The sequence below is a fragment of the Flavimobilis rhizosphaerae genome, assembly GCF_014852685.1.
Taxonomy (GTDB): Bacteria; Actinomycetota; Actinomycetes; order Actinomycetales; family Cellulomonadaceae; genus Flavimobilis; species Flavimobilis rhizosphaerae.
In genome coordinates this window covers 55,737-80,795 of record NZ_JACZDF010000007.1, presented here as the reverse complement: position 1 = coordinate 80,795, position 25,059 = coordinate 55,737, and the positions used below count along the sequence as shown (strand labels likewise).

The following is a 25,059-nucleotide window of genomic DNA, read 5'->3' as shown; positions in this document are numbered from 1 at the left end:
CATGCCAGTCCCCCAACGAGTGCCGCGACTGCTACGTCATGAAGCGGACGTGCCCGTACTGCAAGCTGACGCACCTCGCCCCCGGCGCCAAGCGCGCATGCCGGAACGCCCACATGCGTGGGGAAGCGTCATGACCATCGTCGACGCACTCGCGATCGTCCTCGTCGCCGCCGCGATCTACATCCTCAACGCAGCATGACCGCCCTCATCATCCTCTGGGCACTCATCACCGCAGGGTGGGCCGCATGCATGATCGCCGCCTCCCGCCTCTGGACCGAAGAAGGCCGCACCACCGAAGCGCGCTACGCCATCGCCGGCGCCCTCATCGCCTGGGCATGGCCCGCCCTCCCCATCACCGCCCTCACCATCTACCTCACCTACAGGAAGCGACTCCCGTGAAGCTCACCATCGACCGCGACGTCCTCGCTGACGCCACGCACGCTGCCGCCCGCATCATCCCGGCCCGACCAGCCGCCCCCGTCCTCGCTGGCATCCTCCTCGAAGCCGACGCCACGTCCCTCACGCTCAAGGCGTTCGACTACGAGACCAGCCACCGCTCGACGATCCGCGCCGACGTCGACGCCCCCGGGCGCGTACTCGTCCAGGGCAGGCTGCTCGCCGACGTCGTCAAGTCCCTCCCGAACAAGCCCGTCACCCTCGAGGTCACCGGCAGCACGGTCGTCATCAAGGCTGGCGCCGCGCGCTTCTCGCTGCTGACGATGCCCGTCGAGGACTTCCCCTCCCTCCCGGAGATCCCGCCACTGACGACAGAGCTCGACGCTGGCGAGTTCGCGCACGCCCTCACCCAGGCCGCTGTCGCAGTGTCCCGTGACGACACGCTGCCGATGCTCGCCGCACTCCGCGTTGAAGCCGTCGACGGTGCCATCGACATCCTCGCTACCGACCGGTACCGGCTCGCGCACCGCACCCTCCCCCACCCCGGCACCATGGCCGGCACGTGGCAGGTCCGCGCCAAGGCACTCCTCGACGCCGTCAAGGGCCGCACCGGCCCCGTCCAGATCGCCCTCACCGACCGGCTCATCGCACTCACGTACGGCGCCACCACCATCACCACCGTCCCCGTCGACAGCGACTACCCGCCCGTCCGCCGCCTCTTCCCCGACGAGACACCCACGGTCGCGCACGTCAACGTGTCCGAACTCGTCGACGCCGTCAAGCGCGTGTCCCTCGTCGCCGAACGCAACACCCCCATCCGCCTCGCATTCACCGCAACAGAGGTGACGCTCACGGCGGGCAGCAACGACTCCGCCGACGCCACCGAGACCCTGCCGTGTGAGACCGAAGGCGACGACATGTCGGTCGCGTTCAACCCGACGTTCCTCATCGACGGCCTCACCGCACTCGACACCCCCACGCCCAGATCGGGTTCACACACCCGTCGAAGCCCGTGCTCTTCACCGGGGTCAACGCCAACTCGGAGCCCGTTGACGACTACCGATACCTGCTCGTCCCCATCCGCTTCTCCAGTTAGAGCACCGCCAACACCTGCTCGACGAGCACGTAGAGCGCCGCGATGCACAGCAGGCCCCACGAGTACAGGAACCTCCGCAGACGACGCCACGCAGCACGCTCAGTCGGGCTCTCCTCCAAGAGCTGCTTCACGATCGCGCGTTGCTCACGCCGCAGACGGACCCTCCGCCGAGGGACCTCATCACGAAGATCCTGCACGGCAACAGCTAAGACCGCGTCCTCCGTCGCCGCCATGTCGACGAACGCCTGCCACGCCTGCAACCCCGTACCCACTGCAGCCGCCAGGGCCGCCACCACACCAAGGAACATGGGCGAACCGTAGCGGACCGTGAGCCCAACGCCTGAGTCTCGCCGCGCCCATCCCCTGGTCCCTGCAATCGATCGGGAAGCCGCCCACAGCGGTACCCGCCGTTGTCCGTCCCTCCCGCTACGGTGTGACCCACACGCCCACACCCAGGGGGCAACAGGGAAGGGAACTCACATGGCAAGAGTCAGGACGCAGGATCTCACCCGCCGCCACATCGGGCACATGGCCCAAGTAACCTCCACCAACGGGTCGACCGCGACAGGCACCATCGAGCGGATCGAGCACTTCGCCAGCGGGGTAGCAAACACGTCAAGCAGTACGTCGGTGACCCTCAGGGTCGTCAGGCAGCAGCTCGAGATCAGCGGACCAGGATTCGAGGAGATCGTCATCCTCGACTGACACCCCCACACGGACACTCCCCCCGACCCCACACCACGGGCCGGGGGGAGTTTTCTGTATCACGAAACCACCCCCTCGGATCACATTCCGTGACACACAACCCCTCGGATCGGAGACACATGGACCGCCAATGCACCGCCACCAGCAAACGATCCGGTGAGCGCTGCAAGAAGTGGGCCATCAAGGGCGCCAAGACGTGCCTCGCACACGGGTCGGGATCGAAGAAGGCTCGCGCGGCCGCGGCACGCAGGGTGGAGGAGGAGAAGGCCGCCCGGCAGGCGCAGAAGGCCGTCGAAATGCTCGGCATCCAGCGCGACATCTCCCCGTCGGAAGCGCTCCTCGAAGAGGTGCGGTGGACGGCCGGCCACGTCGACTGGCTTCGGGACCGGGTGAAGGAGTTTGTGCGGCAGCAGCTCGTGTGGGGGAAGACGAAGGAGAAGTCGGGCGTGCTGGACGCGGATGGGTATCCGGCGTCGGAGGTGACGGAGGCGAGTGTCCCGTCTGTTTGGTACACGCTGTACGAGAAGGAGCGTGCGCACCTGGTGGCGGTGTGTTCCGCGGCGCTGCGTGCGGGTGTGGAGGAGCGTCGGGTGCGGTTGGCGGAGGCTCAGGGTGAGCAGGTCGCGGCTGTGATCCGCGCGATCCTGGATGACCTTGGACTCACGATCGAGCAGCAGCAGAAGGTGGCAACCGTCGTTCCGGCACGGCTGAGGCTGCTGGCTAGCGGTGGCGCCTGATGTCAGTCGGGATAGACGACGCCACCTACGTCGATCACTTCGTTCTCAGCGGAGACCTCGAGCCAAGAGATCTCGAGCGTCCCGCTCGCAGGAAGGTGAACCGCGACACCCGACTTCGTCATGATCGGGGAGTCCCCAGCGCGCCAGCGAAGCTGGCCATAGTCACCGCCGGGGCCGACGGCGTACCAGTGCTTCTCGCGGCGCTCGACCCTGATGCGGTCGCCCAGATCGAGTTCACGGACGCGCTCCGTCGCCGTCCCCGCCTTGAAGCCATGCATCGGTGGCGTGCCATCGTTCCAGCGGTCCTCGCTCAGTGGGCCGTAGTCGCCAACCTTCTTGCCGCTCGCGCTCGTCGTTCGGAGCACGTTCGCGGACTTCCATCGCTTACCCCGTCGACGCCACATGCTCCGAGTATCGCGGCATGACGGCGCACACGGCCACAGCCTCGTGGGCGGAGCACGCCGCACGCATGTTCGACCCGCCATCCCACCCCCGCTGGGAAACACCGGGCGAACTCGCTCGCGCGATCGATCCCAAGTCCCGGCAAACCCCGGCGCTCGACGTCATCGACGCCGCCCTCGTCGAAGCGTTCAACACACCCGACTCGCGGCTCGTCATTTCCATGCCGCCACAGGAGGGCAAGAGCCCGCGCGCCTCACGACGTTTCCCCCTGTGGGCACTCACCCAAAACCCGGACCTGCGCGTCGGCATCGCGTCGCACGAATCGAACATCGCCCGCCGGTGGGGCCGCGCCATTCGCGACGACATCGCACAACACGGCGACACACTCGGCCTCACGGTCCGATCAGACCTGTCAGCGCAGAACGAATGGCAGCTGGCCGGCCACGACGGCGGCGTGTTCACCGGCGGTGTGGGAGGCCAGTTCACCGGCCGGCCCGTCGACATCCTCATCATCGACGACCCCGTCAAGGGTCGCGAGGAAGCCGATTCCGAAGTCATGTCCCGCGGCTCCTGGGGAACCTCAGATCGTGCCTGCAACCGCTGATCTGGCCTGCCGGACACCGCGTGAACCGCGGAATCCTGCCGTTTTCGAAGGGTGGGCCCGGAGGGACTCGAACCCCCGACGTCCACGGTGTAAGCGTGGCGCTCTAACCAGCTGAGCTACAGGCCCTTGAAGCGGTCACACGATACCCGTTCGGCGTCGGCGCGTCGCGCAACCTCCCGCATCCTGAGCACGCCGAGCGCCGGCCGCCCGGGAGGTCGTCCGTCGTCGTGCCGCGCCTCAGCGCAGCTCAGCGCAGCTCAGACGAGCGTGAGCGCCTGGTGGTAGCCGGAGAACGCGCGCTTCTCGCCGGGAGCGTTGACGATGCTCCATCGGATGACACCGTCCTCGTCGACGAGGAAGCTGCCGCGGATCGCGAGGCCTCGGTTCTCGTCGAGCACGCCGTACGCCCGCGCGACCTCGCCGTGCGGCCAGAAGTCGCTCAGCAGGTCGAAGTCGTAGCCCTCCTGCTCGGACCACGCGCGCAACGAGTAGACGGGGTCGCACGAGATCGCCAGCACGCGGACGCCCGCGTCCTCGAAGTCCTCGAGGTTGTCGCGGATCTCGCACATCTCGCCCGTGCAGATCCCCGAGAACGCGAACGGGAAGAAGACGACGAGCACGGGCGTGCCACGCAGGTCGGAGAGCGTCACGGGCGTGCCGTGGACGTCCTGGAGCGTGAAGTCGGGTGCCGGCTCGCCGACCTGCGGGATGCCCGTCACGTCAGCGGCCTCGGCCACGCGTGCCGAGCTTCGTCGCCGACCAGTCCTCGGCGAGCGAGAACGTGCTCGTCGCGTGCAGGCCCGCGGTCGTCGCCGCCTCCTGGATGTCGCTGTGGCCGACGTGGCCGCGACGCCCAGGCTTGGGCGTGAACACCCAGATGGGCGCCCCGTCGTCGAGCACCGTCTGGACGTCGACGAGGGTGTCCGTGAGGTCCTCGCCCTCACCGTCGCGGAACCAGACGATCGCGCCGTCGACGACGTCGTCGAAGTCCTCGTCCGCGAGGTCAGCACCCGTGAGATCGGCGATCGCATCGCGGACGTCGTGGTCGACGTCCTCGGCATACCCGAACTCCTGGACGAGATGCCCGTCCTCGAAGCCCAGCCTGTCCACACCCGTCGCGCCCGTCGCGCTACCCGGGTCCGTGCTCGTCGCCACCTGTGTCCGCCTTCTCTCGCATCCTCCGACGACGGCAGCCGCCTGGGGCGCCGTCGCCGTGGGCCCGGAACGGGGCCCACGCACCCAACCTAGTCCACGGGACGGGCCTCCGTCCCGGTGTCCGCCCTGCGACGCGCCCCGCCGCGCCCGGTGGTCAAAACGTAGAGTGTCATGGACGTCACGCCCGTTGGAGGCCCCGTGGGTGTGACTTTGCCGCCCTGTGGTGAACACAATGGTTCGGCACCACCCGACGCGGGCAGCGGCACACCGCACCGCCGAGGACCGGCCCGGCCCCTCCCGCACCTGCGGGTGCGGGCTCCCGAGGAGATGAAGAGGTTTCTGGTGGCATCGCACGACGAGACGCGCCCGCTCATCAACGGCCTGCTGAGCCAGGTCCCCGACTTCGACCCCGCCGAGACGGCGGAATGGGTCGAGGCGCTGGACGGGCTCATCGACGACCGTGGCGGCCCGCGCGCACGCTACGTCCTGCTCAACCTGCTCAAGCGGGCCCGGGAGCGCAACGTTGCGATCCCGACCTCGTTCGCAACCCCGTACGTCAACACGATCGGCGTGCACGAGGAGCCCTACTTCCCGGGCGACGAGGTCATGGAGCGCCGCTACCGCTCGTGGATCCGCTGGAACGCCGCCGTCATGGTGACGCGCGCGCAGCGACCGGGCATCGGCGTCGGCGGCCACATCTCGTCGTACGCGTCCGTCGCGACGCTCTACGAGGTCGGGCTCAACCACTTCTTCCGCGGCAAGGACCACCCCGGCGGCGGCGACCAGGTCTACTTCCAGGGCCACGCCTCCCCCGGTGTCTACGCGCGCGGACTCCTCGAGGGCCGCCTGAGCGAGCACCAGCTCGACGGCTTCCGCCAGGAGCACTCGCACGAGGGCGGCGGCCTGCCGTCGTACCCGCACCCGCGCCTCGCCCCTGAGCTCTGGGAGTTCCCGACGGTCTCGATGGGCCTCGGCCCGTCGTCCGCGATCTATCAGGCGTGGACGAACCGTTACCTCCACGAGCGCGGCATCAAGGACACGTCGCAGCAGGACGTCTGGGCGTTCCTCGGCGACGGCGAGATGGACGAGCCCGAGTCGCGCGGCATGCTCCAGCTCGCTGCGCAGCAGCAGCTCGACAACCTCACGTTCGTCGTCAACTGCAACCTCCAGCGCCTCGACGGCCCCGTCCGTGGCAACGGCAAGATCATCCAGGAGCTCGAGGCACAGTTCCGCGGCGCCGGCTGGAACGTCATCAAGGTCATCTGGGGCCGCGAGTGGGACGTCCTGCTCAACGCCGACAAGGACCGCGCGCTCGTCAACCTCATGAACCAGACGGTCGACGGCGACTACCAGACGTTCCGCGCGAACGACGGCGCGTACATCCGCGAGCACTTCTTCGGCCGCGACCCGCGCACCAAGGCGCTCGTCGAGAACATGTCGGACGACGAGATCTGGGCCCTCAAGCGCGGCGGCCACGACTACCGCAAGATCTTCGCGGCTTACGCCGCGGCGCGTGCCCACACGGGCCAGCCGACCGTCATCCTCGCGCATACCGTCAAGGGCTACGGCCTCGGCTCGGGCTTCGCGGGACGCAACTCGACGCACCAGATGAAGAAGCTCAAGAACGCTGAGCTCAAGACGCTGCGCGACACGCTGCACATCCCGATCACGGACGAGCAGATCGACGCCGAGCCGTACATGCCGCCGTACTACAACCCCGGCCCCGAGGACCCGACGATCCAGTACATGCTCGAGCGCCGCCGCGCGCTCGGCGGGTTCGTCCCGGAGCGCCGCACGAAGCACACCGAGCTCACCCTGCCCGGCGACAAGGCCTACGAGCTGCTCGCCAAGGGCTCGGGTCAGCAGGAAGTCGCGACGACGATGGCGCTCGTGCGCCTCTTCAAGGACCTCGTGCGCGACAAGGAGTTCGGCCACCGCATCGTCCCGATCATCCCGGACGAGGCGCGGACCTTCGGTCTCGACTCGATCTTCCCGAGCGCGAAGATCTTCAACACGCTCGGCCAGAACTACACGCCGGTCGACGCCGAGCTCATGCTCTCCTACCGGGAGTCCGAGTCCGGCCAGATCATGCACACAGGCATCAACGAGGCCGGTTCGGCTTCCGCCTTCCAGGCCGTCGGCACGTCGTACGCGACGCACGGCGAGCCGCTCATCCCGTTCTACTTCTACTACTCGATGTTCGGGTTCCAGCGGACGGGCGACCAGTTCTGGGCGGCCGGCGACCAGCTGACGCGAGGGTTCCTCATCGGTGCGACCGCAGGCCGCACGACCCTCACGGGCGAGGGCCTCCAGCACGCCGACGGCCACTCGCCGCTCCTCGCGGGCACGATGCCGCACATGGTCCACTACGACCCCGCGTACGGCTACGAGATCCGGCACATCGTGCGCGACGGTCTCGAGCGCATGTACGGCCAGGACAACGGCGGCCGCGACCGTGACGTCGTCTACTACCTCACGGTCTACAACGAGCCGATGCGTCAGCCTGCCGAGCCGGCGGACGTCGACGTCGACGGCATCCTCAAGGGCATCCACCGCATCCACCGTGCCGAGGGAGAGGGCCCGCGCGCGCAGATCCTCTCGTCCGGCGTCGGTGTGCTCTGGGCCCTCGAGGCCGCCGAGATCCTCGCGGCCGACTGGGGCGTCCAGGCGGACGTGTGGTCGGTGACGAGCTGGCTCGAGCTGCGCCGCGACGGCCTCGCCGTCGACGAGCACAACTTCCTCCACCCTGGCGAGGAGCGTCGGACGGCGTACCTCACGCAGAAGCTCGCCGACGCTCAGGGCCCGTTCATCGCCACGAGCGACTACGACAAGCTCGTGCAGGACCAGGTCCGTGCCTGGATCCCTGGCGAGTACCACGTGCTCGGTGCGGACGGCTTCGGCTTCTCCGACACCCGCGCCGCGGCGCGCCGCTACTTCAAGATCGACGGGCCCTCGACGGCCGTCCGCGTGCTGCAGGCCCTCGCGGCCCGCGGCGAGGTCGCGGCCGACGCCCCCGCGCAGGCGATCGAGAAGTACCGGATCCACGACGTCACGGCCGGCACGTCCGGCTCGGTGGGCGGCGACTCCTGACGGAGCCCGTCCTCGCTGACGAACGGCAGGAGCCCCGCACCGTGAGGTGCGGGGCTCCTGCCGTTCGTGCGAGAGTCTCGCGGCAGCCGGACGCGCGTGGCGCGCGCGGGTTCAGGCCGTCGAGCTGTCCGACGCCTCGTCGAGCGCCGCGCGGAGCTCGGTGTGCATCTGCGCCGCCCGCAGCCGGTCCGGGTGCTGGTCGATCGCCGCGAGGTGACGCTCGGCCTCGTCCGGGCGACCGGCCTCAAGCGCGGCGAGGACGAGGTGGCGTCCAACCTCGAGGTCGTGCTCGCGGGCACGCCAGTGCCCGGTGCCGAGCGCAAGGGCCTCGTGAGGTCGGTCTGCGTCCCGCAGAACTCCGAGACCGTGCGCGAGGGCCGTGCCGGTCGTGTCGCGCTCGTGCGCGGTGACGAGCCTGCGCACGGCCTGCTCGTGGTCCTCCGCGACCGAGAGCCTCGCCAGCTCGACGAGCGGGTACCAGGCGCGTGGGTGCCCCGCGAGCTCCTCGGCGAGCGCCCACACGGCAAGGTCACCGCGCCGGGCGCGCTCCTGCTCCGCAGTCTCGACGTCCTCCGCGGGCACGAGCGGGTCCTCGGCAGGGGGCGGGCCGTCGGCGCGGCGTCGGACGAGCTCGGCGAGCTCGCGGAACGCACCCACGTCGTTGGGATCGCTCGCGAGCCGCGACCGCAGCCGGTCCTCCCGGGGCTCGTCCCCTGCCGGCGTCGCGCTCGTCGGACGCCGTGCGCCGACCCGTGAGACCGGGGCAGGTCGCTGGAAGAGCTTGCGGAACTTCGGGAAGACAGCCATGACTTGACCATATCCGCTTCAAGGTCTGGTGTCCCGGGCAGATCCGCCCCGTCTCGCCGCCCGAGAGCGGCATACCCCGGGTTTTGTCGCTACCCCACAACCGGGGCCGTATGCTCACCCCATGACCCCGCCCCTGGCCATGCCCGACGACGCACACGTCGACGACGAGAACCTTCGCCGTGTTCGTGAGGGCGCGAGCATGCTCACGAAGGCCGCGCTCGCCCAGCTCGACGCCGAGCTCTCGTGGTACCGCGACCTGCAGGCCGACGACCGCTCGTGGATCGGCGTCGTCGTGAGCTCGGCGGTCTCGGCGTTCATCGAGTGGTACACCGACCCAGCGAACGCGACGGGTGTCGGCGAGATCTTCTCGGCCGCGCCGCCCGAGCTCACGCAGGCGATCTCGCTCCAGCAGACGCTCCAGCTCGTGCGCCTCGCGGTCGAGGTCGTCGAGGCACACTCCGACCGGCTCGCTGTCCCCGGTCAGGAGCGCGACCTGCGGGAAGCCGTCCTGCGGTACTCGCGCGAGGTCGCGTTCTCCGCTGCCGAGGTCTACGCGCGTGCCGCCGAGATGCGCGGCGCGTGGGACGCACGCCTCGAGGCGCTCACGGTCGACGCGCTCATGCGCGGCGAGAACGACGACGCAGTCCGCTCGCGCGTCGCGGCCCTCGGCTGGTCGGGCGCCGCGAACGTCCTCGTCATGGTCGGGACGACGACGACCAGGCTCGACGAGGTGCGCTCGGCGGAGCTGCGACGCGCGACCCGCCGGCTCGTCGACGACGTGCTCGTCGGCATCCAGTCGGACCGGGTCGTCCTCGTCCTCGGCGGCGGCGACAACCTCCTCGAGGCGGCCCGCTCGCTCGTCGCCCGCTTCGGCCCCGGCCCCGTCGTCATCGGGCCCGTCGTCGGCTCGATCTCCGAGGCCGGGCGCAGCGCGGCCGCGGCCCTCGCCGCGCTCGCCGCGGCCCCCGCGTGGCCGCAGGCCCCCCGCCCCGTCCACGCCGACGACCTCCTGCCCGAACGCGTCCTCGTCGGCGACCGGCTCGCCCGCCGGACCCTCGTCGACACCGCCTACGCGCCGCTGAGTGCAAGCACGGGCTCCGTCCTCGAGACGCTCTCGGCGTACCTCGGCACGGGGCGTTCGCTCGAGGCTGCGGCGCGCTCGCTCTACGTCCACCCCAACACCGTGCGCTACCGCCTCCGGAAGGTCGCCGAGCTCACAGGCTGGGACCCGCTCGACGCCCGGGAGTCGTTCGTCCTCCAGGTCGCGCTCGCCCTCGGCGAGCTCGAGCGTCACGAGATTCCCCGCCTTCCCTAGGTCTTGTAGGTTTCTCACAACGTCGTCTCGCACACTTGGTGCGCGTCGTCACGGGCCGCACGCACCCCCCGGAAGGCAAGGTTGACGAGTGATCGCCGTACTGTGCCCAGGCCAGGGCTCCCAGACCCCCGGCATGTTCGCCCCGTGGCTCGAGATCGACGGCGTGCGTGCACGCCTCGACGAGCTCGGGGCCGCCGCCGACCTCGACCTCGTCGCCCACGGCACGACGTCCGACGCCGAGACGATCCGGGACACGGCAGTCGCCCAGCCCCTCATCGTCGCCGCCTCGCTCGTCGCGCTCCGTGAGGTGCTCGGTGACGCCCCTGCAGCGGGCACGGTCGACGTCACCGCTGGCCACTCGGTCGGTGAGCTCGCCGCCGCGGCCGTCGCCGGTGTCCTCACCGACGCGGGCGCCGTCGGGCTCGTCGCCCGACGCGCCCGCGCGATGGCGGTCGCCGCTGCCGCCGAGGCGACCGGCATGAGCGCTGTCCTCGGCGGCGACCCCGCCGAGGTCCTCGCCGCGATCGAGGCCGCTGGCCTCGTCCCCGCGAACGTCAACGGCGCCGGCCAGGTCGTCGCCGCCGGCTCGCTCGAGGGCCTTGCGCGCCTCGCCGAGCAGCCCCCGACGCGCGCTCGCGTCATCCCGCTCCAGGTCGCCGGCGCGTTCCACTCGCCGTTCATGGAGGCCGCGCGCGCCGAGTTCGCGCCCGTCGCCGCCGCGTGGGACGCCGCCGACCCGACGCTCCCCCTCGTCTCGAACCTCGACGGCGCTGCCTACACCGGCGGCGCCCACGGCTTCGGCACGGCCGCGCAGGTCCTCGACCACCTCGGCCGCCAGGTCGTCGCCCCCGTCCGCTGGGACCTCTGCCAGGAGACTTTCGCGTCGCTCGGCGTCACCGCGATCGTCGAGCTCGCCCCCGGCGGCGTCCTCACGGGCCTCGCTAAGCGCGCCCTCAAGGGCGTCGAGCTCGTCGCCGTGAAGTCTCCCGACGACCTCGCCGCAGCACGCGACCTCGTCGCCCGCCACTCCGGCACCACCATCCCCACCGAGGAGATCCCCGCGTGACCGCGCAGCTCACCCAGGCCACCGGCCCCCAGTTCTCGCGCATCCTCGCGATCGGCGGCGTCCGCGGCGAGAACGTCGTGACGAACGACGACATCGCAGGCCCGATCGACTCCTCCGACGAGTGGATCCGTCAGCGCACGGGCATCGTCACGCGCCGCCGTGCGGGCACCGACACGGACGTGCTCGACCTCGCCGAGGCCGCGGCGCTCGACGTCCTCGCGAAGGCCGGTCTCACAGGCGCCGACATCGACGTCGTCATCCTCTCGACCGTCACGTACTTCGCGCAGACCCCCGCGGGCGCCGCGATCGTCGCCGACCGCATCGGCGCGAACCCCGCCGCCGCCTACGACATCTCGGCCGCGTGCGCGGGCTACGCGTACGGCATCGGCCAGGCCGACGCGCTCGTCCGCTCGGGTGCCGCGCGCCACGTGCTCGTCATCGGCGCCGAGAAGATGAGCGACTTCATCGACCCGACCGACCGCTCGATCTCCTTCCTCCTCGGCGACGGCGGCGGCGCCGCGATCGTCGGCCCCTCCGACTTCCCCGGCATCGGCCCGACGGTCTGGGGCTCGGACGGCTCGAAGGCCGACGCCATCCGTCAGACGGCGCCGTGGAACGAAACCGCGGGCGTCGAGGGCGCCGAGTGGCCGACCCTCCGCCAGGACGGCCCGTCCGTCTTCAAGTGGGCCGCCTTCCAGATGGGCCCCGTCGCTCTCAAAGCCGTCGAGGCCGCCGGCCTCACGCCCGCCGACATCGACGTCTTCGTCCCCCACCAGGCGAACATGCGGATCATCGACCAGATGATCAAGCAGCTCGGCCTCCGCGACGACGTCGTCGTCGGCCGCGACATCGCGGACACGGGCAACACGTCGGCCGCGTCGATCCCCCTCGCGACCGAGCGCCTCGTCCGCGAGGGCACCGCGAAGAGCGGCGACGTCCTCCTCCAGATCGGCTTCGGCGCCGGCCTCGTCTACGCGGCCCAGGTCATCGTCGTCCCGTAGCCCCACCACGTCCGTCGCCGCCCGCGGCGACGGGAAGCAGCACCCTCACCACCCCACCGCCGCACGCGGCGACCAACCGAAGGAGCAACCCCATGGCTTACACCGAGAACGAGGTCCTCGCCGGGCTCGCCGAGATCGTCGCCGAGGAGACGGGCCTTCCGGCCGACACCGTCACCTCCGAGAAGTCCTTCACGGACGACCTCGACATCGACTCGCTGTCGATGATGACGATCGTCACGCACGCCGAGGACAAGTTCGGCGTCACCATCCCCGACGACGACGTCAAGAACCTCGCCACCGTCGGCGACGCCGTCTCGTTCATCACGAACGCCCAGGCCTGAGCCGTCTGCGTCCCGGGCCGCACGCGGCCCGGGACCGGCGCCCAGCCAACCCTGCACGACCCCAGCTTTCCTGAGGAGACCACCATGACCACCCCTCGCGACGTCGTCGTCACCGGCCTCGGCGCCACCACCCCCCTGGGTGGGGACGTGGCCTCCACCTGGCGCGCCGCCCTCGCAGGCGAGTCCGGCGCCCGGACTTTCGACAACGACTGGTCCGTGAAGTACGGCATCCCCGTCGAGTTCGGCGCGACCATCAAGGTCGCTCCCGACGAGGTGCTGCCCCGCCCCGAGATCAAGCGCATGGACCCCTCGACGCAGTACGCGATGATCGCGGCCCGCGAGGCGTGGGCCGACGCGGGCTCACCCGAGGTCGACGGCGACCGGCTCGGCACTGTCGTGTCCTCGGGCATCGGCGGCATCTGGACGACGCTTGACGCGTGGGACACCCTGCGCGAGAAGGGTGCGCGCCGCGTCCTGCCCATGACGGTCCCCATGCTCATGCCGAACTCGGCGACCGCGTTCGTGTCGCTCGAGCTCGGTGCGCGCGCCGGCGCTCACGCGCTCGTCTCGGCCTGCGCGTCGGGCGCGGAGGCCATCGGCTACGGCCTCGAGATGATCCGCTCGGGCCGCGCCGACATCGTCGTGTGCGGCGGCACCGAGGCGACGATCCACCCCATGCCGATTGCGGCCTTCGCTGCGTCGCGCACGCTCTCGCTGCGCAACGACGACCCCGCGGGGGCGTCACGCCCCTACGACACCGCACGCGACGGCTTCGTCATCGGCGAGGGCTCCGGCATCGTCGTCCTCGAGGCCGCCGAGCACGCCGCGGCACGCGGCGCGCGCGTCTACGCGAAGATCGCGGGCGTCGGCCTCACCGCCGACGGCTACCACATCACGTCCCCCGAGCCGACGGGTGATGGCCAGCGCCGCGCCATGGCGGCCGCGCTCGCCGAGTCGGGTGTCACCGCGAAGGAGGTCGTCCACGTCAACGCGCACGCGACGTCGACCGTCGTCGGCGACCTCATCGAGGCCCGCTCGATCCGCGGCGTCCTCGGCGACGACGCCGACCACGTCGCGCTCTCGGCGACGAAGTCGATGACCGGGCACCTGCTCGGGGGTGCGGGCGCGCTCGAGACAATCTTCACGGTGCTCGCCGTCCACGACCGTCAGGCTCCGCCGACGATCAACGTCTCCGACCCCGACCCCGAGCTCGTGCTCGACCTCGTCCGGGACACGCCGCGCGCGCTGCCCGAGGGCGACATCGCGGCGATCAACAACTCGTTCGGCTTCGGCGGGCACAACGTCGCGCTTGTCGTGACGAACGCCTGACGTCGGCGTGCACGGCCTGCGGGCCGCGCACGCCGACGTGTGCATGCCGCAGGGCGGCGCTCCCCGGGGAGCGCCGCCCTGCGGCATGCTGGAAGGCGGTCCGATAGCGGATCCATACGCGCGACGCGTACGGATCCGCTATCGAGCGCGATGCGGCCGCGCTCGATAGCGGATCCGGACAGGTGAGGTGGTCGGATCGGCTCTCGAGCCACACAGGTGACGGGGGATGGACGCGTACCGCGCGTCGAACGAGGGCACGGCGTCGATCCGTCCGAGAGAGCACGAGCGCGGGTGGAGACGACCCTCGTGCGCGCGCTCCCCCGTCGGCGAGGTGTGGGGCTGGGCTCAGCCCACGCGGTGGAGCCAACGGACCGGCGCGCCCGCACCCGCGTAGCGGAACGTCTCGAGCTCGTCGTCCCACGCCTGGCCGAGCGCGAGCGACAACTCCGTCCGCATGCGCACGGGATCGTCCGCGTGCTCGAGCGCCGCGCGCACTCGGTCCTCCGGCACGACGACGTTGCCGTGGACGTCCGTCGCCGCGTGGAAGATCCCAAGCTCAGGGGTGTGGCTCCAGCGGGAGCCGTCGGTGCCGCGGCTCGCCTCCTCGGTCACCTCGTAACGCAGGTGCGCCCAGCCACGCAGCGCGGACGCGAGACGTGCGCCCGTGCCGGGCTCACCCTGCCACGACAGCTCGGCGCGCAGCATCCCGGGCGCGACGGGCTGCTCGATCCAGTCGAGGGAGACGCGCACGCCAAGAACGTTCTCGGTGGCCCACTCGACATGAGGGCACAGTGCACGCGGCGAAGAGTGCACGAAAAGCACACCGCGGGTCGACGAACCAGCCATGGTAGGCCTCCTTGTGTCTCGAGGGTCGTCTTCCCCAACGTCCTCAGATCACAGGTGACCAGCGGTCCTGCACGGTGCAACGGCACCATCATGCCCCATCGGGGCCCGTCCTGGCGAGAGGCCGGCGCGACCGACGTGCGGCCGCGCCGTCTCCCGACGGCTCAGAGCTGCTCGCGAAGCGCGCGCATCGCCTTCTTGCGCACCGACTTCTCGAGCCTGTCGAGGTAGAGATAGCCGTCGAGGTGGTCGACCTCGTGCTGGAGGCAGCGCGCCATGAGCTCCTCACCCTCGACCACGACCGTGTTGCCGTCGAGGTCGACGCCCTCGACCTTCGCGTACCACGCGCGACGCGTCGAGAACCACAGGCCCGGCACCGAGAGGCAACCCTCGTCACCGTCCTGGTACTCGTCCTCCGAGAGGTCGACGATGCGCGGGTTGAGGACGTAGCCGATCTCGTCGTCGATGTTCCACGAGAACGCGCGAAGGCTCACGCCGATCTGGTTGGCGGCGAGACCCGCACGCCCCTCGTCGTCGACCGTCTCGACGAGGTCCGCGACGAGCTGCCGCACCCTGTCGTCGACCTGCGTGATCGGCTCGCAGGGCGTGCGCAGGACGGGGTCGGGCAGAACGCGGATGTCTCTCATGGCCATGGGGTGATTGTTTCACGGGTCGCGAGCGGTCCGGGGCCACGTCTCTCCCCCACTGCCGGCGTCGGCGACGACCTCAGCCGAGCCCGCTCACCCGGACGAGCAGCACGCCCGCGCCGGCACACGCCCACGAGACGAGCGAGCCGACGAGGAACTCCTCGGCCTTGGTGCCGCGCGCCCGGTCCGCCGAGATCTCCGGGAAGCGCACGACGCCCTTCGCGGCGAGGACCGCTGCGATGACGCCGTACGCACCCGTGAGTGCGAGCACGAGCACGAGGACGCGCTCGAGGGGCCCGATGTACCGGCCGCCGCGCATGACGGGACCGGTGCGGGGCTCCGGCGGGGCCTCGACGGGGCTGAGGGACGCGACGTCACGGCCGCGCACCGCGAGGCGCCAGCCGGTCGGGCGTCGGTTCGTCGGCCGGCCCGCGTCGTCGACGACGGGCACGTTCCCGTCAGGGGCCCGGCGGGCGCGCGCGAGCGCGGCGCGCGTCACGAGGTTCGCGGTGCGCGTGAGCCCGACGAGCACGACGAGGACGGCGAGCGCGACCGCGACGGGGACGCCCGCGCGACCGGGGACGGTCCGCGCCCACGCGTCGACGAGAGGGCCTGCGGGCTCCGGTGCAGGGACGAGCGCGGCTGCGACGAGGATGACGGCGAGCGCTGCGGCGGGCCACGCGCGAGGAGGCGCGACGGCAGCACCCGCGGCAGCTCCCACCTGGGGCACGAGCAAGGACCACGCGGCGGCGGCGACCACGCCGACGACGACCGTGACGACGTGCGCGCCGAACCCGACGACGAGGGTCGTGCCGACGGCCGCGACGACGAACGCGGCGAGCGCCCGGCGCGCCCGCGGTGCGAGCCGGGCTCCCCGCGAGACGTCTGCCGCGACGACGAGCGCGAGGACGACGGTCGCGGTCACCGGGCCGCCTCCTCGAGGAGCGCGAGCGCCGCGAGGAGCGCCGTGCCGCCCGAGCGACGCAGCCCCTGGGAGACGGCAGGTTGCGTGACGCCGTGCTCCGCGGCCACTTGGGCCTGGGTGCGGCCGAGCGCGGCGGAACCGACGTAGGAGCGCTGGGGTGAGGTCATGCCGTCGATCATCCTGTCCGTGACGAGAAGCTGCGCGTCGACGACGGCCACGGACGGGTCGTGGCCGCTCGTCCTCGTCGCTTCGTCGGTCACGGGTCCGTCGAGGAACCACGTGCGCACCCACGGGGACTCCTTGCGGTCGGCGCGACGGTGGGCCTCGTCGATCGCGTCGCGCGCGGCCCACCACGCGGAGCCGTCCTTGATCGCGGGCCCGTCCCCGTCCTGCGCGACGTCGCGGGTCTCGCCGCGTCCGATCCCGACGCGGACGTCGAGCCCGTCGGGCAGGAGGAGGCGGCCGACGGTCGCGGTCCAGAGTGCGGCGGGCAGGGTGTCCGCGAGCGCCTGGAACTCGTCGCCGACGGTCGCCCACAGGGGGGTGGCGAGCGGGACGACGTCGTGGGCGCGCGCGAACGCGTCGAGCACGGCGGTCTGCGCAGCGGCGCGGTCGGGGACCTCGCGCGAGCGGACGATGTCGACGATGAGGGCGTACCGCAGGCTACTCATGACGCCATGATAAGCAGATCGCTTATAGTGCGCCAGGTATAACGCCTTCGGTGGTCTCGGAGCGATCCCCCATGCCCGGGCTCGTCAGCAGGTGCTGCGGCACCGCCGGATCCTCCTCGTGCTTGCGACGCAGCTGCGCGACATACACCCGCAGGTAGTGCGTGTCCCGCACCGCCGACGGCCCCCACACCTCCCGCAGCAGCTGCTCGCGCCCCACGACCCGCCCCCGGTGCCGCACGAGCAGCTCCGGGTCGCCGGCTGCTGCGTCGGCGGCGGGGACGAGGACGGCCGTCGCGGACCCGAGGAGGACGAGCGCGGGCACCGTGAGGACGTACCCGGCGACGAGCGTCATCTCGTGCCGCCCGATGCGCTTGCCGAGGTACTCGGGCGTGCGGCCGACCATGAGGCCCGCGAGGAAGACGGTGAGGACCGCAAGAACGAGCATGCCGGCGAGGCCCGATCCGACACCGCCGGGCGCGACCTCGCCGAGGAGCATCGTGAAGAGGGCGACGCCTCCGCCGGGGGCGGTGAGCGAGTCGTGGGCGGCGTTGACCGCGCCGGTCGACGTGCCCGTCGTCACGGCGGCGAACAGCGCCGAGGCGGCCTCGCCGAAGCGCACCTCCTTGCCCTCGAGCGCTGCGCCGGCGGCGGTCGGGACGGCCCCCGGTGCGGCGAGCTCCGCCCACGTGAGAAGGGTCGCGGACCCGACGAGCAGGGTGGTCATCGTCGCGAGGACCGCGTGCCCCTGGCGGCGGTCGCCGACGATGATCCCGAAGGCCCTCGGCAGCGCCGTGGGGATCGCGAGGATGAGGAACATCTCGAGGAGGTTCGTCCACGGCGTCGGGTTCTCGAACGGGTGCGCAGAGTTCGCGTTGACGTACCCGCCGCCGTTCGTGCCGAGCAGCTTGACGGCCTCCTGCGAGGCGATCTGCCCGCCCATGACGGTCTGCGTGCCGCCCGCGAGCGTCGTGACGTCGGCCGGCGCGTGGAGGTTCTGCACGACTCCCCCGGCGACGAGCACGAGGCCCGCGACGGCGGCGACGGGCAGGAGCACGCGGACGACGGTCCGGACGAGGTCGCGCCACACGTTGCCGACACGACCGTCGGTCCCGGCGCGGGTGAAGCCGCGCACGAGCGCGACCGCGACGACGAGGCCGACGGCTGCCGAGACGAAGTTCTGCACGGCGAGACCCGCGGAATGGAGCACCGGGGTCGCGGCGGTCTCGCCCGCGTAGGACTGCCAGTTCGTGTTCGTCGCGAAGCTCACCGCGGTGTTCCACGCGGTGTGCGGGGCCATCGCGGGGACGTCCCCCGCGAGCGGCAGGCGGTCCTGCGTGCGTGCGAGAAGCATGACGGCGACGATCGAGACGAGCGTGAGCGCGAGGATGCCGCGTAGGTACGCGGTCCAGCGCATCTCGGCGTCGGGGTCGACGCGCAGGACGCGGTAGACGACGCGCTCGGCGCGAGTGTGGTGCGGGCTCGTCAGCGTCCGGGCGAGGTAGGAGCCGAGCGGTACGTGGACCGCAGCGAGGGCGCCGACGAGCAGGAGCGCCTGGCCGACGGCGAGGAGCACGCTGGTCGTCACCGTCGTTCACCCCCGTCGCGGGACGGGCGCACGACGAGCGCGAGCGTGACGACGACGAGCGTCGTGAGGAGCAGGTAGGCCAGGTCGGCCATGACGGGACCTCTCCGAGCAGGGCGACGCGGGGGGCGTCGGCGCACGGCGTGCGCTCCCCTCAGGACTACGCCTCCCGCGCCACGGCGGCGGGCGTCTTGACGGAACTCTGACGCGGCGGGGCGTCGTGCTGACGGGGCCCTGACCGGCGGCTCAGAGGGCCGGCACGTCCCGACGTCGGAACCCGACGATCCCGAGCGCGCCGAGACCGAGAGCGAGCGCCGCCATGACGAGCGCGCCCGTCCACGACGCCCCGGGACCGGGCAGCACGGGCGAGTGCGTGAACGGCACGACGTCGAGAAGCCAGCCGGGCAGCTGCAGCAGGCCGCCGTACACGGCCGCGACGGCCGAGAACCCGTACCAGCCCCACACGAGGCCGCTGCCGCGCGGCCACCAGCCGTGGACGACCACGGCGACGGCGACGAGCAGCGCGACGGCGGGCACGTGCCCGAGCGCCGCGACGACGTAGGCGCCCGCGGACACCGAGCCGTCGCCGACGCTCACCGCACCGGCCCACAGCCCCAGCCCCGCGAGCACGAGCAGCACGACGGACGCGCCGAGCGTCACGGCGAGCTGGGCGCCGAGCCAGCGCGTGCGGGCCACGGGCGCCGACAGGACGACCTCGAGCCGGCCCCGCTGCTCCTCGGTGCGGACGCGGTGGAACGACGAGAGCGCGAAACCGGCGACGAGCACGACGAAGAACATCACCATGAGCGCGGCGAACGCGTCGACGAGCGCGCCGACGTCGCCGAGAAGGTCCCCGAGCTGAGGCAGCTTGCTCACCATCCCGGAGACCGAGTCCGTGAACGTGCCCGTCGCGACCGCGCCGAGGCCGACGCCCGCGGCCCACGCGAGGATCGAGCCCCGCTGGAGACGCACCGCGAGCGCGACGCTCCCCGCGAGCGACGCCCGCGCGTACGCGCGCCCGGGGCGCGTCGTCACGAGTCCCGCTCCGAGGTCGCGCCGGCCACCGAGGCGGGCCCCGAGCACGAGGAGGACGACAGCACCGACGACGAGCAGACCGAGCGGCCACCAGCGGGTGTCGACGCAGGCACGCGTCTGCAGCGCCCACGCGAGCGGCGACGCCCAGGACAGCGGCGACCCGCCCTGCGCGCGAAGATCACCGGCGGCACGGACGACCCAGGCGAGACCGAGGACCGCGAGCGCGAGCCCGCTCGCGGAGCGCGCGTGCGTCGTCAGCTGGGCCGTGACGATCCCGACCGCGCCGAAGAACAGGCCGGTCGCGGCGCCCGCGGCGCCGAGCGCAGCCGCTCCCCCCGGGGCGAGCCCGACTGCGACGAGCACCCCCCACGTCCCGACGCCGATGACGACGTTGACGGCGACGACGAGGAGGTAGGCCGCGACCGCAGGCGCATGGCGTCCGACCGTCGAGGCGCGCAGGATCTCGGTCGCGCCCGTCTCCTCCTCGGCGCGCGTCGAGCGCACGGCCGTCTGGATCGCGAGGAGGGCGAGCGCGAGCAGCACCATGAAGCCCATCTCGTTGGCGACCATCGCACCGAGCGTGTAGTCGTCGAGGCCGAATCCCGAGCCGGTGAGGATGACGGCCGCGGGCGAGCTCATGAGCTGGCCGCGGAGCTGGCGGTCCGCGGCGGTCGGGAAGAGGCTGTCGAGCGCGACGGCCGCATATCCCCACATGATGAGGATCGATGCGGTCCACACCAGGAGGCGCACGCGGTCGCGACGTGCGGCGAGACGCAGCAGCGCCCAGGTGCCGTCCAGACCGCCCGGACGTGTGGCGTCCCGTACCCGGACGCGGTGCACGTCGGGTGCTGCCGTGGTCATGCGACATCCCCGTAGTGGCGCAGGAAGAGCTCCTCGAGCGACGGGGGTTGCACCGTGAGGTGCCGGGGCCCGAGCGTCGCGAGCGCGGCGAGCAGCCCGGGCAGGTCGGTGTCCTCGACGTCGAGGCTCACGCGCGCGCCGTCCGGGTGGTCGTCGACCCGGAGTGCGTGCACGCCGGGCAGGTGGGCGAGGTGCGCGGGGTCGTCGGCGGTCACCGCGGTGACGGCGGAGCGCGTGAGCCGGCGCAGCTCGGCGAGCGAGCCAGCCTCGACGGTTCTCCCGGCCCGGACGATCGTCACGGTGTCGCAGAGCTTCTCGACCTCGGCGAGGACGTGGCTCGAGAGGAGCACCGCGGTGCCGCGACCCGCCGCCTCGCGGACGCAGTCCTGGAACACGGCCTCCATGAGGGGGTCGAGGCCGGAGGTCGGCTCGTCGAGGAGGAGCAGCTCGACGTCGGCCGCGAGCCCGGCGACGAGCGCGACCTTCTGCCGGTTGCCTTTGGAGTAGGTCCGCATCTTCTTCGTCGGGTCGAGGTCGAACCGTTCGACGAGCGCGTCCCGTCGGGAGGTGTCGACCGGGCCTCGGAGTCGCAGGAGGACGTCAAGAACCTCTGCTCCGGTGAGGCCTGGCCACAGGTCGACCTCGCCGGGGACGTAGGCGAGCCGCCGGTGGAGAGCGACGGCGTCGTGCCAGGGGTCGCCGCCGAGGACGTGGGCCGTGCCGCCGTCGGCGCGCAGGAGGCCGAGGAGGACGCGGATCGTCGTCGACTTGCCCGCACCGTTGGGGCCGAGGAAGCCTGCGACCTCGCCGGGGCGGACCACGAGGTCGAGGCCGTCGAGCGCGCGGACGGTGCCGAACGACTTCGTGAGGCCGTGCGCCTCGATGACCGGGCCTGCTGTGCGGGCTCTCTGCGTGGGCATGCGTGACCTCCGCCGTGAGGCCGACCGTGCTGCGCGGTCGGGACGTCTCCGACGCTAGGCCTGACGGCGTCGGACCTCAAGGTTCGTCGGTGAGCGCCCGTGGGTGGGGTGCGGAATGCGAGCGGCCGGGCACCAGGGAGAGTGGTGCCCGGCCGTGGCCGCGCGCGGGCGCGGCGTACCGACGGGTGTCAGCGCTGCGCGGACCACGCGCACGCACGCGTGGCCTGGCGCGCGGCTGGGCCCTGCGCGGCCGGTGACGGGGGATCGACCGGCTGCAGGGCCTGGACCCGCGTCGGGGTCAGGTGGTGGGAACGTGTGCCGGGCGCCGTGGTGCGGACCGCGCATCGAGCGCTGTCCCCTGCTGTCCGTCGCTCGTCCATCGTCCCCGCCGGAGTTTGAAAGGTTCCCTTACCAACTTGGAGTGTAGTCTCGAGAACCGTCACGTCGAGGGCGTCGCGGGGTGATTCACGTCGCACGACGCGCCTCGCCGGAGCGGGCAGAACGGGCGATCTCAGCCCGAAAGCCGCCAGCGCGGGCAGGGCCCCGAACTGAGCACGCTACGGCTGTCGGCGCAGCTCGCGGAACATCGGGCAGTCGAAGGGGTCACGCGCACCGAGGCCCACCTCGTTGAGGTACCGCACGACGATCCCATACGAGCGCACGAGGCTCGTCTCCGTGTACGGCATGCCGATCTGTGCGCACCGCTCACGCACGATCGCCGCGGCCCGTGCGAGGTGCGGACGCGGCATGCTCGGGAAGAGGTGGTGCTCGATCTGGAAGTTGAGGCCACCCATGAGGATGCTCATGACCCGCCCGCCGCGGATGTTGCGGGACGTCAGCACCTGCTTCGAGAGGAAGTCGAGCCGCGAGCTCGCCGGGATGATCGCCATGCCCTTGTGGTTGGGCGCGAACGACGCCCCCATGTACACGCCGAACACGGCGAGCTGGACCCCGAGGAACGCCGCAGCGAGCCCGAGCGGAAGCGCCCAGAGGACGAGCCCGAGGTAGACCGTGAGGCGCACGATGATCGTCGCGAGCTCGAGCATGCGCGTCCGCAGGTCGGCGCGGCCGACCTGCGAGCCCGTCGCGAGAGAGCGGATCGCGGTGACGTGGAGGTTGATCCCCTCGAGCGTGAGGAGCGGGAAGAACAACCAGCCCTGGTGCCGCGTGAGGAGCGCCATGAGCCCCGTGTGCTGCGCAGCACCCTCGGGGGTGAAGACGATCGTGTCGTTCTCGATGTCCGGGTCCTTGCCGACCTGGTTGGGGTTGCCGTGGTGACGCGTGTGCTTGTGCATCCACCACGTGTAGGAGATCCCCACGACGACGTTCGCAAGGAATCGCCCGGCACGGTCGTTCGTCGTGTTCGACGCGAAGACCTGACGGTGGGCGGCCTCGTGCGCGACGAACGCGAACTGCGTGAGCACGAGACCGAGGCCAGCGGCGACGAGCAGCTGGAACCACGAGTCGCCGAGGAGGACGAACGCGGTGACGAGCCCGCCGAGCGCAGCTGCGAGGGTGCCGAGCGTCCAGACGTAGTAGCCCTGCGCGCGACGGAGAAGGCCTGCGTCCTTGACGGTCTTCAGCAGCGCGCTGTAGCTGCTCGTGAGGTTCGGCATATCCTCGGCCCGCGGGCTCGGACGCTCGGCGTAGCGCATGGTCTCGGCTGACATCAACGTCTCCCGGCGGTGCAGGTGGCGACTTCCCAGCCGTGAGTATGAGCGGGCGCTCGTCGTGCGGATGACCCAACCCTACGGAACCGTAGGTTAGGCGTCCACGGGAGTCCCGTCCGTGGACACGGAGACCTCGTGGAGGTGCTGCACGCATGCGCACGGCCGCCTTCTCCCCGCAGCGGTTGCGGAACCACCCACCACGACGCAACGTGAGGTGACGCGGCCGGCGGGTACGTTCGAAGCCCGCAGACCGGACGCCCAGGTTGCAAGACGAGCACCGTCCCCCGAGGAGGCCCAGCATGATCCGCCACGACGACACTCACGAGGGCACGTACGACGACACCGGCCGGCCCCACCCCACGACGACCCACGCGGCACCAGGCTCCGGCCACCCGAAGATCTTCGTCTCGACCCTCGTCGACGACGGCACTGCCCCGCGCGAGGTGCCGATCACCTCGGAAGAGCTGACTATCGGTTCCGGCCCCGGCGTCGACCTCGAGCTCGACGGCCTGCTGCCCCACCACGTGACGATCTACCACGACGCCCGTGACGAGTACCGCGTCCGCGCGCTCGGCGCCGTCGGCGGCGGCTCCGCCTCCGACGACGGCGACCGCGCCCTGCGCACCGGCGCCCGCATCGAGGTCGACCCGTGGGTCCTCACCTTCTGGCGCGAGGAGCGCGCCGACCACGGACGCCCCTACGGCGGACGTCAGGGCGGCGAGTTCTCGGAGGGCCGAACGCAGGCGCCGCGACCCGCCGACCTCGCCGCTGGTCTCGCCCCGAGCGTCGCGCCCGGCACGGAGGTCGACGACGACGCACCGGGTCCGATCACGGACTGAGCCATGACGTCGAGCACGGTCGCTGACGTCGAGCCGCGGGCGCGCACGCCGTGGCTGATCCGCACGGTCGGGACCGTCGCGCTGCTCGGCGTCATCGGTGCTGCACTACTCGGTGCGTTCGGCACGCGCACCGCCGAGGCTTCCGCGGCGCAGGACGGCTGGACCGTGAGCGTCCGCCACGCCGCCGTCGCCCGAGCCGGGCTCGACGTCCCCGTGACGATCACGGTCCACCGCGCCGGCGGCTTCGACAACGACGTCGTCGTCGCCGTCACCTCGGACTACCTCCGGTTCCTCGACCAGCAGAGCACCGGACCCGAACCCGCCGAGCAGACCCGCGACGCCTCGTGGACCTACCTGACGTTCACACCACCCGCCGGCGACACGCTGACGATCGACATCGAGGCCTACGTCCGCGCCCTGCACCACACCGACGCCGCCGGGACCGTCGCCGTCGTCACCCCCGACGGCAACCTTGTCGCACCCGTCAACATCCGCACCCGCCTCATCCCCTGACCATCACAGACCCGGGAGGCCTCCGTGGAGACCGTCGTCCGCGCCGCCGTCGTCTTCCTCGTCCTGTGGGCCATCACCCGCGTCGTCGGCCGCTCGACGCTCGGCGAGCTCAGCTCGTTCGAGCTCATCGTCTTCATCACCATGGGCGACCTCGTCCAGCAGGGCGTCACAGGCCAGGACTCCTCGGTCACCGGAGCGATCCTCGCCGTCGGCACGATGGCCTGCCTCACGATCATCCTCGCCTGGTTCAACGCGCGATCCCGTCGCCTCCACGCGATCGTCACCGGCAGACCCGTCGTCGTCGTCACCCGGGGCGTCACCGACCGCGGCGCCCTGCGCCGCGAGCGCCTCGCCTACGACGACCTGCTCGGAGCCGCACGTCAGCAAGGCATCGAGGACCTCGCCGGCGTACGGCTCGCGGTGCTCGAGCCCAACGGCAAGATCTCGTTCTTCACGACTGACGGGACGTCCGGAGCGGCCGACGGGACGGATGCGGGCTGACCCTACGA

The 25,059-nt window shown here is 71.6% G+C and carries 25 protein-coding genes, 1 tRNA gene and 2 pseudogenes; 14 read left to right on the top strand and 14 right to left on the bottom strand.

Features of this window, described 5'->3' with window-relative positions:
* Positions 1 to 195: 195 nt before the first annotated feature.
* The gene (locus IGS67_RS11915) at positions 196 to 399 is read left to right on the top strand and encodes a hypothetical protein (protein ID WP_192281338.1); all 204 of its coding nucleotides are present in this window, start codon (positions 196 to 198) and stop codon (positions 397 to 399) included.
* Positions 336 to 1,313 (top strand): annotated as a pseudogene (gene dnaN, locus IGS67_RS11910) (DNA polymerase III subunit beta); the annotation flags it as partial. The gene IGS67_RS11915 and the pseudogene dnaN, both read left to right, overlap by 64 nt.
* Before the next feature lie 175 nt (positions 1,314 to 1,488).
* On the opposite strand, the gene IGS67_RS11905 reads toward dnaN, so the two are convergent.
* Entirely contained in the window at positions 1,489 to 1,800 is a 312-nt protein-coding gene (locus IGS67_RS11905; protein WP_192281336.1) for a hypothetical protein, read from the bottom strand.
* Positions 1,801 to 1,972: 172 nt separating this feature from the next.
* Here IGS67_RS11905 and IGS67_RS11900 point away from each other — a divergent pair, with 172 nt between their 5' ends.
* Together IGS67_RS11900 and IGS67_RS11895 are read left to right on the top strand one after the other, a co-directional pair.
* A complete protein-coding gene (locus tag IGS67_RS11900; protein WP_192281334.1) occupies positions 1,973 to 2,197 on the top strand; it encodes a hypothetical protein in 225 nt (74 codons plus the stop codon).
* Between the two features lie 89 nt (positions 2,198 to 2,286).
* Positions 2,287 to 2,934, top strand: coding sequence for a hypothetical protein (locus IGS67_RS11895; protein WP_235978309.1), 648 nt, complete (start codon positions 2,287 to 2,289; stop codon positions 2,932 to 2,934).
* 2 nt (positions 2,935 to 2,936) lie between these two features.
* Here the strand turns inward: IGS67_RS11895 and IGS67_RS11890 are convergent, their stop codons facing one another.
* Entirely contained in the window at positions 2,937 to 3,338 is a 402-nt protein-coding gene (locus tag IGS67_RS11890) for a hypothetical protein (protein ID WP_192281331.1), read from the bottom strand.
* A gap of 17 nt (positions 3,339 to 3,355) precedes the next feature.
* Between IGS67_RS11890 and IGS67_RS11885 the strand changes: the two genes are divergently transcribed.
* Positions 3,356 to 3,940, top strand: a complete 585-nt coding sequence (locus IGS67_RS11885) for a terminase large subunit domain-containing protein (RefSeq protein ID WP_192281327.1) — start codon at positions 3,356 to 3,358, stop codon at positions 3,938 to 3,940.
* Between the two features lie 52 nt (positions 3,941 to 3,992).
* On the opposite strand, the gene IGS67_RS11880 is transcribed toward IGS67_RS11885, so the two are convergent.
* The 3 genes from IGS67_RS11880 to IGS67_RS11870 form a co-directional block, all read right to left on the bottom strand.
* A tRNA-Val gene (locus IGS67_RS11880) sits at positions 3,993 to 4,066 on the bottom strand.
* A 131-nt stretch (positions 4,067 to 4,197) separates the two neighbouring features.
* A complete protein-coding gene (locus IGS67_RS11875) occupies positions 4,198 to 4,677 on the bottom strand; it encodes a peroxiredoxin (RefSeq protein ID WP_328742588.1) in 480 nt (159 codons plus the stop codon).
* A complete protein-coding gene (locus tag IGS67_RS11870; RefSeq protein ID WP_192281324.1) occupies positions 4,661 to 5,095 on the bottom strand; it encodes a DUF3052 domain-containing protein in 435 nt (144 codons plus the stop codon). Before IGS67_RS11870 ends, IGS67_RS11875 begins: the two co-directional genes overlap by 17 nt.
* Before the next feature lie 342 nt (positions 5,096 to 5,437).
* Here IGS67_RS11870 and aceE point away from each other — a divergent pair, with 342 nt between their 5' ends.
* On the top strand, positions 5,438 to 8,185 hold the full coding sequence (aceE, locus tag IGS67_RS11865; RefSeq protein ID WP_192281321.1) for a pyruvate dehydrogenase (acetyl-transferring), homodimeric type: 2,748 nt from the start codon (positions 5,438 to 5,440) through the stop codon (positions 8,183 to 8,185).
* A gap of 111 nt (positions 8,186 to 8,296) precedes the next feature.
* Here aceE and IGS67_RS11860 read toward each other — a convergent pair whose 3' ends face one another.
* Entirely contained in the window at positions 8,297 to 8,992 is a 696-nt protein-coding gene (locus IGS67_RS11860) for a hypothetical protein (RefSeq protein ID WP_192281318.1), read from the bottom strand.
* A 121-nt stretch (positions 8,993 to 9,113) separates the two neighbouring features.
* Here IGS67_RS11860 and IGS67_RS11855 point away from each other — a divergent pair, with 121 nt between their 5' ends.
* The 5 genes from IGS67_RS11855 to IGS67_RS11835 all read left to right on the top strand — a co-directional run bounded on the left by IGS67_RS11855 (position 9,114) and on the right by IGS67_RS11835 (position 14,044).
* The gene (locus IGS67_RS11855) at positions 9,114 to 10,307 is read left to right on the top strand and encodes a PucR family transcriptional regulator (protein WP_192281315.1); all 1,194 of its coding nucleotides are present in this window, start codon (positions 9,114 to 9,116) and stop codon (positions 10,305 to 10,307) included.
* 88 nt (positions 10,308 to 10,395) lie between these two features.
* Positions 10,396 to 11,373 (top strand): ACP S-malonyltransferase, encoded by a 978-nt coding sequence (locus IGS67_RS11850; protein WP_192281312.1) that lies wholly within the window; start codon positions 10,396 to 10,398, stop codon positions 11,371 to 11,373.
* Entirely contained in the window at positions 11,370 to 12,374 is a 1,005-nt protein-coding gene (locus IGS67_RS11845) for a beta-ketoacyl-ACP synthase III (RefSeq protein ID WP_192281309.1), read from the top strand. The genes IGS67_RS11850 and IGS67_RS11845 overlap by 4 nt, the downstream gene beginning before the upstream one ends.
* 92 nt (positions 12,375 to 12,466) lie before the next feature.
* Entirely contained in the window at positions 12,467 to 12,715 is a 249-nt protein-coding gene (locus tag IGS67_RS11840; protein WP_102508315.1) for an acyl carrier protein, read from the top strand.
* A gap of 84 nt (positions 12,716 to 12,799) precedes the next feature.
* Positions 12,800 to 14,044, top strand: coding sequence for a beta-ketoacyl-[acyl-carrier-protein] synthase family protein (locus IGS67_RS11835; RefSeq protein ID WP_192281308.1), 1,245 nt, complete (start codon positions 12,800 to 12,802; stop codon positions 14,042 to 14,044).
* A 345-nt stretch (positions 14,045 to 14,389) separates the two neighbouring features.
* Here IGS67_RS11835 and IGS67_RS11830 read toward each other — a convergent pair whose 3' ends face one another.
* The 8 genes and pseudogenes from IGS67_RS11830 to IGS67_RS11795 all read right to left on the bottom strand — a co-directional run bounded on the left by IGS67_RS11830 (position 14,390) and on the right by IGS67_RS11795 (position 23,198).
* Positions 14,390 to 14,890, bottom strand: coding sequence for a DUF3145 domain-containing protein (locus tag IGS67_RS11830; RefSeq protein ID WP_102508313.1), 501 nt, complete (start codon positions 14,888 to 14,890; stop codon positions 14,390 to 14,392).
* Between the two features lie 161 nt (positions 14,891 to 15,051).
* Positions 15,052 to 15,540, bottom strand: a complete 489-nt coding sequence (gene def / locus IGS67_RS11825; protein ID WP_102508311.1) for a peptide deformylase — start codon at positions 15,538 to 15,540, stop codon at positions 15,052 to 15,054.
* A gap of 73 nt (positions 15,541 to 15,613) precedes the next feature.
* Positions 15,614 to 16,459, bottom strand: a complete 846-nt coding sequence (locus tag IGS67_RS11820) for a hypothetical protein (RefSeq protein ID WP_192281306.1) — start codon at positions 16,457 to 16,459, stop codon at positions 15,614 to 15,616.
* On the bottom strand, positions 16,456 to 17,130 hold the full coding sequence (locus IGS67_RS11815) for a SatD family protein (RefSeq protein ID WP_192281304.1): 675 nt from the start codon (positions 17,128 to 17,130) through the stop codon (positions 16,456 to 16,458). The genes IGS67_RS11820 and IGS67_RS11815 overlap by 4 nt, the downstream gene beginning before the upstream one ends.
* Positions 17,131 to 17,209: 79 nt before the next feature.
* Positions 17,210 to 18,715: pseudogene (kdpA, locus tag IGS67_RS11810) on the bottom strand (potassium-transporting ATPase subunit KdpA); the annotation flags it as partial.
* Between the two features lie 243 nt (positions 18,716 to 18,958).
* Positions 18,959 to 20,608 (bottom strand): ABC transporter permease, encoded by a 1,650-nt coding sequence (locus IGS67_RS11805; RefSeq protein ID WP_192281302.1) that lies wholly within the window; start codon positions 20,606 to 20,608, stop codon positions 18,959 to 18,961.
* The gene (locus IGS67_RS11800) at positions 20,605 to 21,528 is read right to left on the bottom strand and encodes an ABC transporter ATP-binding protein (RefSeq protein ID WP_192281299.1); all 924 of its coding nucleotides are present in this window, start codon (positions 21,526 to 21,528) and stop codon (positions 20,605 to 20,607) included. Before IGS67_RS11800 ends, IGS67_RS11805 begins: the two co-directional genes overlap by 4 nt.
* Before the next feature lie 557 nt (positions 21,529 to 22,085).
* Complete coding sequence (locus IGS67_RS11795) at positions 22,086 to 23,198, bottom strand: fatty acid desaturase family protein (protein WP_407925824.1); 1,113 nt, start codon at positions 23,196 to 23,198, stop codon at positions 22,086 to 22,088.
* A 299-nt stretch (positions 23,199 to 23,497) separates the two neighbouring features.
* Here IGS67_RS11795 and IGS67_RS11790 point away from each other — a divergent pair, with 299 nt between their 5' ends.
* Genes IGS67_RS11790 through IGS67_RS11780 form a run of 3 tightly spaced genes read left to right on the top strand, consistent with a single transcriptional unit; the run spans position 23,498 to position 25,051 of the window.
* Complete coding sequence (locus tag IGS67_RS11790; protein ID WP_192281297.1) at positions 23,498 to 24,037, top strand: FHA domain-containing protein; 540 nt, start codon at positions 23,498 to 23,500, stop codon at positions 24,035 to 24,037.
* A 3-nt stretch (positions 24,038 to 24,040) separates the two neighbouring features.
* Positions 24,041 to 24,550 (top strand): hypothetical protein, encoded by a 510-nt coding sequence (locus IGS67_RS11785; protein WP_192281295.1) that lies wholly within the window; start codon positions 24,041 to 24,043, stop codon positions 24,548 to 24,550.
* 24 nt (positions 24,551 to 24,574) lie between these two features.
* On the top strand, positions 24,575 to 25,051 hold the full coding sequence (locus tag IGS67_RS11780; RefSeq protein ID WP_192281293.1) for a DUF421 domain-containing protein: 477 nt from the start codon (positions 24,575 to 24,577) through the stop codon (positions 25,049 to 25,051).
* Positions 25,052 to 25,059: the final 8 nt, after the last annotated feature.

Excerpts from the sequence above, each read along its gene's own strand:
- IGS67_RS11915 (WP_192281338.1), top strand. The coding sequence starts at position 196 with ATGACCGCCCTCATCATCCTCTGGGCACTCATCACCGCAGGGTGGGCC.
- IGS67_RS11905 (WP_192281336.1), bottom strand. The coding sequence starts at position 1,800 with ATGTTCCTTGGTGTGGTGGCGGCCCTGGCGGCTGCAGTGGGTACGGGG.
- IGS67_RS11900 (WP_192281334.1), top strand. The coding sequence starts at position 1,973 with ATGGCAAGAGTCAGGACGCAGGATCTCACCCGCCGCCACATCGGGCAC.
- IGS67_RS11890 (WP_192281331.1), bottom strand. The coding sequence starts at position 3,338 with ATGTGGCGTCGACGGGGTAAGCGATGGAAGTCCGCGAACGTGCTCCGA.
- IGS67_RS11885 (WP_192281327.1), top strand. The coding sequence starts at position 3,356 with ATGACGGCGCACACGGCCACAGCCTCGTGGGCGGAGCACGCCGCACGC.
- IGS67_RS11860 (WP_192281318.1), bottom strand. The coding sequence starts at position 8,992 with ATGGCTGTCTTCCCGAAGTTCCGCAAGCTCTTCCAGCGACCTGCCCCG.
- IGS67_RS11855 (WP_192281315.1), top strand. The coding sequence starts at position 9,114 with ATGACCCCGCCCCTGGCCATGCCCGACGACGCACACGTCGACGACGAG.
- IGS67_RS11840 (WP_102508315.1), top strand. The coding sequence starts at position 12,467 with ATGGCTTACACCGAGAACGAGGTCCTCGCCGGGCTCGCCGAGATCGTC.
- IGS67_RS11835 (WP_192281308.1), top strand. The coding sequence starts at position 12,800 with ATGACCACCCCTCGCGACGTCGTCGTCACCGGCCTCGGCGCCACCACC.
- IGS67_RS11830 (WP_102508313.1), bottom strand. The coding sequence starts at position 14,890 with ATGGCTGGTTCGTCGACCCGCGGTGTGCTTTTCGTGCACTCTTCGCCG.
- def (WP_102508311.1), bottom strand. The coding sequence starts at position 15,540 with ATGGCCATGAGAGACATCCGCGTTCTGCCCGACCCCGTCCTGCGCACG.
- IGS67_RS11815 (WP_192281304.1), bottom strand. The coding sequence starts at position 17,130 with ATGAGTAGCCTGCGGTACGCCCTCATCGTCGACATCGTCCGCTCGCGC.
- IGS67_RS11805 (WP_192281302.1), bottom strand. The coding sequence starts at position 20,608 with ATGACCACGGCAGCACCCGACGTGCACCGCGTCCGGGTACGGGACGCC.
- IGS67_RS11800 (WP_192281299.1), bottom strand. The coding sequence starts at position 21,528 with ATGCCCACGCAGAGAGCCCGCACAGCAGGCCCGGTCATCGAGGCGCAC.
- IGS67_RS11795 (WP_407925824.1), bottom strand. The coding sequence starts at position 23,198 with ATGTCAGCCGAGACCATGCGCTACGCCGAGCGTCCGAGCCCGCGGGCC.
- IGS67_RS11790 (WP_192281297.1), top strand. The coding sequence starts at position 23,498 with ATGATCCGCCACGACGACACTCACGAGGGCACGTACGACGACACCGGC.
- IGS67_RS11785 (WP_192281295.1), top strand. The coding sequence starts at position 24,041 with ATGACGTCGAGCACGGTCGCTGACGTCGAGCCGCGGGCGCGCACGCCG.